The sequence below is a fragment of the Xanthomonas sp. D-36-1 genome, from assembly GCF_017746155.1.
Classification (GTDB): Bacteria; Pseudomonadota; Gammaproteobacteria; order Xanthomonadales; family Xanthomonadaceae; genus Xanthomonas; species Xanthomonas cissicola.
Map to the genome: position 1 here is coordinate 29,664 of NZ_JAGHWR010000015.1, position 8,975 is coordinate 38,638.

Annotated in this window: 3 protein-coding genes and 1 pseudogene; 1 reads left to right on the forward strand and 3 read right to left on the reverse strand. The window is 65.0% G+C overall.

What is annotated here, in order from left to right:
• Window positions 1–133: 133 nt before the first annotated feature.
• The 3 genes and pseudogenes from J7367_RS04880 to J7367_RS04890 all read right to left on the reverse strand — a co-directional run bounded on the left by J7367_RS04880 (window position 134) and on the right by J7367_RS04890 (window position 6,789).
• Window positions 134–2,149, reverse strand: a complete 2,016-nt coding sequence (locus tag J7367_RS04880; RefSeq protein WP_057664189.1) for a M13 family metallopeptidase — start codon at window positions 2,147–2,149, stop codon at window positions 134–136.
• 183 nt (window positions 2,150–2,332) lie between these two features.
• Window positions 2,333–4,263, reverse strand: a pseudogene (locus J7367_RS04885) (M13 family metallopeptidase).
• 384 nt (window positions 4,264–4,647) lie between these two features.
• The gene (locus tag J7367_RS04890; RefSeq protein WP_081028027.1) at window positions 4,648–6,789 is read right to left on the reverse strand and encodes a M13-type metalloendopeptidase; all 2,142 of its coding nucleotides are present in this window, start codon (window positions 6,787–6,789) and stop codon (window positions 4,648–4,650) included.
• A gap of 411 nt (window positions 6,790–7,200) precedes the next feature.
• Between J7367_RS04890 and J7367_RS04895 the strand changes: the two genes are divergently transcribed.
• Window positions 7,201–8,862 carry an NAD(P)/FAD-dependent oxidoreductase gene (locus tag J7367_RS04895; RefSeq protein ID WP_244672264.1) on the forward strand — a complete coding sequence of 554 codons (1,662 nt, stop codon included), beginning with the start codon at window positions 7,201–7,203 and terminating at the stop codon, window positions 8,860–8,862.
• The last annotated feature ends 113 nt before the right edge of the window (window positions 8,863–8,975 follow it).

Genomic DNA, 8,975 nt, shown 5'->3' on the forward strand with positions numbered 1-8,975 from the left:
GCTCCTAGGAAGAGCGCGTTGAGCGAAGCAACGGATGGACCAAACGCCAGGCACAAAAAAAGAGCGCGGAATCCGCGCTCTTTTTTATTGCCGGCCACTCGTGTTGATTGCCAGCGACTTGCTGGCGCCTGACTCAGCGCCAGATCGTCAACTGCTCGGCATCCACGCGCTGCATCGGCTGGCCGGCCTTGCAGCTGAACGCTGCACCGAACTCGGGCAGGTTCGAAAGCGGGCCGTTGGTGCGCCACTGGCCCGGCGCGCGGATGTCGGCGCTTGCACGCTGCACCGCTTCGTTGGGCGACAACTGCTGCGCCCACAGCCCGGCCCAGGCAGTGAAGAATGCCTGCTTGTCGGCCTCAGTGGCTGCCGGCTGCGCCTTGCTGAAAGCCTGCCAGGCCAATTCGACGCCGGCCAGATCGGCCAGGTTCTCTTCGGCCGTCTGCGCGCCGTTGACCTTGGCGTTGGGCACGCCCGGGTACGGGTAGGCAGAGAACTGGTTGGCCACCTTGCCGGTGAGCATCGTCCAGCTCGCCTTTTCGGCCGGCGTCCACCAGCTGCGCAATTCGCCCTTGGCATCGACCAGCGAGCCCTTGGCATCGATCGCACGGGTGATCTCGTGTGCGACCAGCGCACCGTATGCACCGTACTGCGCGGCCTGCGTTCCGCCGGTGGTCAACACCGGCGCCTGCAACACGGCGGCAGTGACGATCAGCCGGTTCTGCGCGATGTCGTAGGCCACCGCCGGCTGTTGCGGCAGCACGTCCCAGCGACGGTCGGCGTTGCCCTTGCCGATGCGCTTCATCTCTTCGCGGTGGCGCCAGGTCGAGGCGATCAGCATATTGCCGCCGAAGCTGCCGCGCCCCATCGGCTGCACGGTGTAATCCAGGTCGCGTCGCGGCGCGCCGACTTCGATCTTCATCGCAGCCAGCTTGGCCTTGGCTTCGGCCACCACCTCGCCGTTGCCCCAACCGGTGCGCTCCAGCGCGGCCAGCTGCGCATCGCGCACCTGGTCGGCGATGGCTTCGGCCTGGCGACGGGTGTCGCTGCTCAGATAACGCGCCACGTACTCGCGGCCGAGCATCGGGCCGGCGGCCACGTTGATGGCGTCCAGCACCTGCTGCCAACGCTGCGGCGGCACCGCATCGCCACGCAGCAGGCGGCCGCGGAACTGGTATTCGGCATCGTGGAAGCTCTTGGACAGGTACGGTGCCATCGCATCGCCCACGCGCCAGCGCAGGTAGGCCTTCCACTGGTCCGGCTTGATGCTGACGATCATGCTGTCGAGCTGCTTGAACATGGCCGGGTCGGCCATCGACACCAGGTCGTCCTTGACGCCCTGCGCTTCCAGGAAGTCGGCCAGGCGCAGGTTCTTGTACTGCTTGCCCAGTTCCTTGGTGGCGATCGGTGCGTAGTTGTTGAACGGGTTGTTGATGCCCTGCACCGACTGCGCGCTACGCGCCAGCGCGGTTTCGATCTGCAGCACGGAGGCGGCGTCGGCGTCGAGCTTGTCGGCGGCGGTGCCGGTGAGCGCCAGGATCTGCTTGACGTAGGCGCGGTAGCGGCCCATCAGCGCCTGGGTGTCGGCGTCGGTGCGGGTGTAGAAGGCCGGGTCGGGCAGGCCCATGCCGCCCTGCATGAAGTAGCCGATATGGCGATCGAGCGCCTTCAGGTCCACGTCCGGGCCGAAATTGAAGCCGACCGGAATGCCGACCTGATGCAACGCGGCGATGGAAGCGGGCACATCCTTGGCCTTCTTGATCGCGTCGATGCGCGAGAGCAGGGGGGCGATCGGGTTGGAGCCGTCCTTCTCGACCGCCGCTTCGTCCAGGCCGCTGGCCCAGAAATCGCCAAGCAGCTTCTGCACTTTGCCCTGCGGGGACTTCATCGATGCGTCGAGCAACTCGCGCTGCTGCTGCAGGGCGCGCTCGGACAATTGACCCAGCGCGGTGACGGCGCCGGCCTGCGGCACGGGGTTGGCCTTGAGCCAGCTGGCGTTGGCGTAGTCGTAGAAATTGGTGCAGGCGGCCGAGACGGCCGGCGCCTTGGGCGCCGCGGCCTTCTTCTTGCGAGCGGCGTCGGCGTCGGGGGCGGACAGCAGCGAGATCAGGCTGAAGCCAAGAGCGAGGGCAAGCGGACGAATGGTGGGCATCGAGAAGAAGGGTGGCCAGATTGAAGTCGGCGGAGTTTAGCAAGGCTGCGTGTCGCGCAGGCAGGCGCGCGCGCCGGTTCGTGCTCGCTGCCGGCCGCCTGCATGAATGCGACAGGCCCGCGCGTGCGGGCCTGTGCCGGGTCCATCGTGGTGGAAGCGCTTGCAGCCGCCGCCTGTGCACGCTTACCAGATCACCACGCGGTCTTTTTCTGGCCGCACCATCGCATCGCCGGCCTTGCAGGAAAATGCCTTGGCGAAGGAGGGCATGTTCGAGGGCGGGGCAATGGCGCGCAGGTTGTCGGGCGCATGGGGGTCGCTCGCCAGATAGACCAGTTGCTGCTGTTCGCGTGTCTGCCCACGCCAACTGCGTGCGTAGTTGAGGAAAAAACGTTGATCCGGGCTGTACCCGTCGATCGCGATGGCGCGTTCCGGATGCGCGCGCAGATCTGACTGCAACGCATCGTAGGCGACGTTGGTACCGCCCAGGTCGGCGATGTTTTCGCCCAGGCTGAGCTTGCCATTGACGTGCACGGTGGGGTGGTCGGGCAGCGGCACGTAGGCATCGAACTGTTTGACCAGTCGTTCGGCACGTTGCTCGAAGGCCTTGCGGTCCTGCGGCGTCCACCAGTCGACATTGTTGCCGGCGCCGTCGAACTGCCTGCCTTCATCGTCGAAGCCGTGCGTGGCTTCGTGCCCGATCACCGCGCCAATGCCGCCGTAGTTCAAGGCATCGTCCGCACTGGCGTCGAAGAACGGCGGTTGCAGAATTCCAGCCGGGAAATTAATGGAATTGGTGCTGGGGTCGTAATATGCATTGACGGTCTGCGGGGTCATCTGCCAGCGCATGCGGTCGGTGGGCTTGCCGATCTGGGCGATGTCGTAGTGATAATTGAATTTCGCTGCTGCCTGCAGGTTGCGGTAATACGCGCCAGGCACGATCTCCAGCCCAGACCAGTCGCGCCAGGTGTCGGGATAGCCGATTTTTGGCAGGAATGTTTGCCACTTGGCGATGGCCTTGGCTTTGGTTTCCGGGCTCATCCAGTCGACGTTTTCGATGCGCGCCTTGAGCGCAATACGCACGTTGTCCACCAAGTCGCTGGCGCGCTGTTTGGCTTCCGGCGTGAACACCTTGGCGACGTAGAGTTGCCCCAGCCCTTCGCCCATTGCGCCGTTGACCGTGCGTAATACGCGTTTCCAACGCGGCTGCTGTTCGGGTTGTCCGGAAAGCGTTTTGCCATAGAAGGCGAAGTTGTTGTCGACGAAGGCCTTGCTGAGCTGCTTGGATGCATCGTCGATGGTGTGGAAGCGCAGATAGGCCTGCCATTGTGCGATCGGTGCGTTCGCCAGCTGACGATCGAATTCAGCGAAGAACCGCGGCTGCGACAGGGAAAAGCCGGCACCGCTGTCGAGGCCTTGCACAGCGAAGAAATTGCTCCATGCAAAGTGCGGCGTGAGTTTGTCGGCCTCGGCCGTGCTGACGAAGTGATACTGGTTCTTGGGGTCGCGCGCCTCGGTGCGTGTGAGCGAGGCGGCCGCCAGCCGCGTTTCGAGCGCCAGGACCTCGCTCGCCTGTGCCTTGGCGGCGTCTGCGGTGCTGCCGGTGAGCTCGAAGGATCTGGCGATATAAGCCAGATACGCCTCGCGAATGGGGGCGTATTCGGGCGAGGTGTAGTACTCCTTGGTCGGCAGGCCGAGTCCATCTTCCTGCGCAAACCCGATCTGTCTGTCGGCATGTTTGAAGTCGGCACGTGCGCCGAAATCGAACACCAGCGCATCGCCTTCGGCAAAACGACGCGTGATGTAGTCGGCGACGTCCTTGCCTGAGGTCAGCGCGGCGATGGCGTCGAGCTGTGGCTTGATCGGCTGGTCGCCGGCCGCTTCGATGGCCGCTTCATCCATGCCCGAGGCATACAGCATGCCGATCTTGTGGGCGACAGGTTGGTGGCTGCATCCAGTTCGCCGATATCGAACGCAGGTTTCGCTGCCGCTGGCGTCGCTGCAGGTGCCGAGGTTGCGGTCTTTTCCGGTGTACTGCTGGTTTGCGCTTCGCGTTGGCAGCCTGTCAGGGCGACCAGCAGGGCAAGGGCAAGCGAGGAGGTCTTGGTGGGTGACATGGGCGCCAGTCGCAGGGATAAACGCCGAGCATAAGCGGACCCATCACCAGGGGCGCGTGCGTTGAGTTTTGTTGAGGCTTGCATGCAGGCGCGATTACAGATCGCACCGCGTTGCAGCTGGTGTTTGCGGGTCTTGCGTACAGCCTGCGCTTGCGGCCAGGCGCAGCGATGGCGTCGCAGCAGGATGTGCGTTGTACGCGTTGGCCGGCATGCGTCTGGCGATGCGTGTGTGCAGGAAAGGTCATCCAGTGCAGGGGCGGCCTGCATCGGTCGTTGGTGCCGGCTGGTGGATATGGAGAAGACGAGGCGGGAAATACCGGGCGTACAAAGAAAACGGGCGGCCATCTTTCGATGGCCGCCCGTCGTTTTACCGCGACTGCGCAATTACCAGATCACGACCTGCTTGTCGCCCTGACGCACCATCGCATCGCCCGCCTTGCACGAGAACGCGGCGGCGAATGCCGGCATGTTCGACGGTGCGCCGATGGCGCGGAAGTTCGCCGGTGCATGCGGGTCGGTCTTCAGGCGCACGACCAGTTCTTCCGGGGTGAAGTTGCGACGCCACACCGTGGCCCAGTTCAGGAAGAAGCGCTGGTCGCGGGTGATGCCGTCGGTCTTGGGGTCGTCCTTGCCGGAAGTGGCGGCCTTCATGGCGTCGTAGGCGGTGTTCAGGCCACCCAGGTCGGCGATGTTTTCGCCCAGGGTCAGGTCGCCCTTGACCTTGTCGCCGGCCGGCGTGCGGTAGCCGTCGAACTGCGCCACCAGCTTGCCGGTGCGCGCCTTGAACGCGTCCAGATCCTTCTGCGTCCACCAACCCGGATCGGGGATGAAGTTGCCATCGGCGCCGAAGCGGCTGCCCTGGTCGTCGTAACCGTGGGTCATCTCATGGCCGATCACTGCACCGATGCCGCCGTAGTTCATTTCCTCCGGCGCATTCGGGTCGAAGAACGGCGGCTGCAGGATGGCGGCCGGGAACACGATTTCGTTCTGCAGCGGGTTGTAGTACGCGTTGACCGTCTGCGGGCTCATGCCCCATTCGGTCTTGTCCACCGGCTTGCCGATCTTGGACAGGTTCCACTTGTAGTTGAACTCCTGGGCGGCCATCACGTTGCCCAGGTAGCTGTCGCGGCCGGTGCTCAGGCCGTTCCACTCACGCCACTTTTCCGGGTAGCCGATCTTGGGCGTGAAGCTTTCCCACTTGGCGATGGCCTTGGTCTTGGTCTCCGGGCTCATCCAGTCCAGCTTTTCGATGCGGGCCTTCAGCGCGGTACGCAGATTGGTCACTAGGGTTTCCATCTTGGCCTTGGAATCGGCCGGGAAGGCGACCTTGACGTACAGCTGGCCCAGCGCTTCGCCGGCCTGGCCGTTGATGGTGACCAGCACGCGCTTCCAACGCGGCTTGATTTCCTTCTGGCCGCGCATGGTCTTGTTGTAGAACGCAAAGTTCTCATCGACGAACGGCTGGCTCAGGAACGGCGAAGCGCCATCGACGGTGTGGAAGCGTAGGTACGCGCGCCAGATCGCCGGGTCGGTGTCGGCGATCATCTTGCTCACTTCCTGGTGGAAGGCCGGGATCGCCAGCGAGAACATCTCCGGTGTGGCCACACCCTGCGACTTGAAGAACTCGGTCCACGACCAGTTCGGGGTCAGCTTGTCGGCCTCGGCCGGCGAGATCGGGTTATAGGCCAGCGAGGCGTCGCGCGACATCTGGGTGCTGGTCTTGGAGACCTTGGCCAGGCGGGTTTCGAAAGCGACCACTTGCTTGGCCTGCGCAGCGGTATCGGCCGCAGCCACGCCGGACAGTTCCAGCACCTTGGCCACGTGCGCCTGATACGCCTCCAGCTTGGCCTTGTTGGCGGGGCTGGTGTAGTACTCCGGGTCCGGCAGGCCCAGGCCGCCCTGCATGGCATAGGCGATGTTCTGGCTGGACTTTTTGAAGTCCGCTTCGGCGCCGAAGCCGAAAAGCGCGTTGTTGCCCTTGGCTGCGCTGCTGCGCAGATAGTCGACCAGCTTGGTCTGGTCGCTGATGGCGTCGATGGCAGCCAGCTCCGGCTTCAGCGGCTCGATGCCCTGTGCGTTGATCTTGGCTTCGTCCATGCCGGTCGACCACAGGTCGCCGACGATCTTTTCCACACCGGTGGCCTTGCTGTCGGCTGCGGCCTGTTCCACCAGCTGCCGCTGGATCGCGTTGGAGCGCTCGTCAAGCATCTCGAACGCGCCCCAGCTGGTGCGATCGCTCGGCACCGGGTTGGCGGCCAGGAACTTGGCATTGGCGTAGGCGTTCAGATCGGTGCAGGCGTTGCTGTTGGGGTCCAGGTCGGCCGCGGTGAATTGGTTCACCGCCGGCAGCTTGCTCTGGTCCAGGGTCAGCGTCTTGGGTGCCGCGGGGGTGGCGGCGGCAGTGTCGCCCGCCGGTGCCGCCGGTGCGGCGTCTTCGGACTTCTTGCAACCGCTCAGGGCGGTGGCCACGGCCAGGGTCAGCGTCAATAAATGAGGTGTACGAATCACGAAGGACTCCAGAAGCATCAATGGGAAGCCCCGTCGCCGGGGCCGTGGCCGGCACTCTACGCCTCGCCAGCCGGATGGCATGGTGTCGAAGGTCATGGGTGCGGGGCGTAGAGGGCCGGGCGAGGCGCCAGCTTGTGGGGGCGCGGTGGTGCCTTCCACGGGTTGAGCCGCCCCGCCATCGCCAACTGGCAACGGCGGCACTGCCGATCACACAACGTGCAGCTGCCGGCTGGGCGCGTCGGCGTGCTCTACCTCGAATCATCAAGCGTGCCACTTGCTGCACCAAACACCAGCCGCACCTTGCAGCGGCTGCTGTTCGTCTACCACTGCATGCGCCGGCGCGGTGTTGCGTCGGTAGCGACGGGCAGGCGCGCATACGCTGCCGCTGCCAGGTGGTGGGCGCGGGTGAGCGGTGCTATATACCGGTGCATGGCTATCGCCTCTGAACCCCTGGATGCACTGATCATCGGCGCCGGCCACAACGGGCTGGTGTGCGCTGCCTATCTGGCCAGGGCCGGCAAACGGGTGCTGGTGTTGGAAGCGCGCGAGGTGGTCGGCGGTGCGGCGGTGACCGAGGAGTTTCATCCCGGTTTCCGCAATTCGGTGGCGGCGTACACGGTGTCGTTGCTGCAGCCCAGGGTCATCGCCGATCTGGCACTGGAGCGCCATGGCCTGCGGGTGGTGCCGCGACGCATCAATAATTTTCTTCCGTTGCCGAACGGCGACTATCTGCTTGCCGGGGCAGGGCGCACGGCACAGGAAGTCGCCAGGTTTTCAGCGCGGGATGCGGCTGCCTTGCCCGCCTACGAAGCGCGGCTGGAGCAACTGGCCGATGTATTGCGTGCGCTGGCCTTGCAGCCACCGCCCGATGTCACCGATGGCGGCTGGCTGCAGGCATTGCCGCAGCTATGGCGGGCAGGCAAGCTCGGGCTGCAGTTGCAGGGCCTGCCGCTGACATTGCGCCAGGAGCTGTTGGACCTGTTTACGATTTCAGCGGCCGAGTATCTGGACTGCTGGTTCGAAAGCGCGCCGATCAAGGCCTTGTTCGGCTTCGATGGCATCGTCGGCAATTACGCAAGCCCTTACACGCCCGGCACAGCGTACGTGTTGTTGCACCACGTGTTCGGGCAGAGCAACGGGGTCAAGGGGGCGTGGGGCCATGCCATTGGCGGCATGGGCGCGATCACTCAGGCCATGGCCGCCAGCGCGCGCGAGCACGGGGCGCAGGTCCATACTGGCTGCGCGGTGGAGCGCGTGCTGGTGGAGCAGGGACGTGCGGTCGGTGTCGTCACGACTGCCGGCGAAACCGTCCGTGCTCGCGCGGTCGTGGCCAACGTCAACCCGAAACTGCTGTATCAGCGCCTGATGCGGCAAGACGACGTGCCTGCGACAACGCGCGAACGTATTGCGCATTACCGCTGCGGGTCGGGCACCTTCCGCATGAATGTCGCGCTCTCGCGCCTGCCGGACTTCACGGCGTTGCCCGGCAGTGGCGATCATCTGACCGCCGGCATCATCCTGGCACCGAGCCTGGACTACATGGACCGCGCCTGGCACGACGCGCGCGCTTTCGGGTGGTCGCGTGAGCCCGTGGTCGAACTGCTCATTCCCAGCACCCTGGACGACACCCTTGCGCCGCCGGGTCAGCATGTCGCCAGCCTGTTCTGCCAGCACGTGGCCCCGCAACTGCCGGACGGCAAGCGGTGGGACGATTACCGCGAAGAGGTGGCCGATCTGATGATCGCCGCGGTGGAACGCTACGCGCCTGGGTTCGCCACATCGGTACTGGGCAGGCAAGTGCTGAGCCCGCTCGATCTGGAACGCATCTTCGGCCTGGTCGGCGGCGACATCTTCCACGGCGCCCTCAGCCTCAATCAGCTGTTCAGCGCACGCCCGCTAGTGGGCCAGGGTGCGTATCGCGGTGCGGTACCGGGGCTGTATCTGTGCGGCTCGGGGACGCACCCCGGCGGCGGCGTGACCGGCGCGCCTGGACATAATGCGGCGCGGGTGATTTTGGGTAGGGTGAGAACTCGCCTCGGACTCTCGGTGCATAGAAAAAGGCCCCGGAAACCGAGGCCTTGGAGTAAATAGTCCGCCCTGAACAATTCCGTTCTCAACCGCAGGCGGGCTCGCGGTGCCCTGGCGCGAAGAGCAGGGCGGCGATGACCGCCTGTATCGACAGCCCGAAGCGGGCGAATAGAACC